Annotated in this window: 1 protein-coding gene and 1 pseudogene; one reads left to right on the top strand and one right to left on the bottom strand. The window is 26.4% G+C overall.

The annotated features are described in order from the left end of the window. Positions 1-385 (top strand): annotated as a pseudogene (locus FLACOL7796_RS24455) (AbiH family protein); the annotation flags it as partial. A gap of 16 nt (positions 386-401) precedes the next feature. Here the strand turns inward: FLACOL7796_RS24455 and FLACOL7796_RS24450 are convergent. After that, positions 402-660: helix-turn-helix domain-containing protein (locus FLACOL7796_RS24450; protein WP_173973374.1), on the bottom strand; the 259-nt coding region annotated here is incomplete at its 5' end.

Raw genomic sequence — 660 nt, 5'->3', positions numbered from 1 at the left:
TAATAATAATGTTATTTTTGGCTTTGGTGATGAAATTGATGAAGATTATAAATCAATTGAAAATCTAAATGATAATGTTTATCTTGAAAACATTAAATCAATTAAATATTTAGAAACTGATAATTATAAAAAACTATTAGAGTTTTTAAACAGTAGCGATTACCAAATATTTATTTTTGGACATTCTTGTGGAAATTCAGACAGAACACTTTTAAGTACACTTTTTGAACATAAAAACTGTGTTTCTATAAAACCATTTTATCATAAAAGAGAAAATGATGACAACTATAGTGAAATAGTACGAAATATTACAAGAAACTTTAGTAATAAAGCGGTGTTGAGAGACAAGGTAGTAAATAAAGAATACTGTGAGCCATTAACATGAAATTTTCAACAATCATTTAATTTATTCTAACCAAACTCTCTAGCAACTCAGATTTCTTATAGTAAACTCTGTTTCCAATTCCATAAGAAATAATTTTACCCTTCTTTGACCAATTCCACAATGTCGTCATATTAATTTTCAGAAAACTACATGCTTCAGACCTAGTTAGTAATACATCTGGAGTATCAATTGATAAAGTTCTCTGAAATTCTTCCATTTGATTTTTAATGGCTTCTGTAATAATTTGCTCTAAATCTATAGGTGATAGATTATGC

The organism is Flavobacterium bizetiae (assembly GCF_902804475.1).
GTDB classification, from domain to species: domain Bacteria; phylum Bacteroidota; class Bacteroidia; order Flavobacteriales; family Flavobacteriaceae; genus Flavobacterium; species Flavobacterium bizetiae.
Note: the sequence above shows the minus strand (reverse complement) of the source record. Positions and strands in the feature narration are given on the sequence as shown.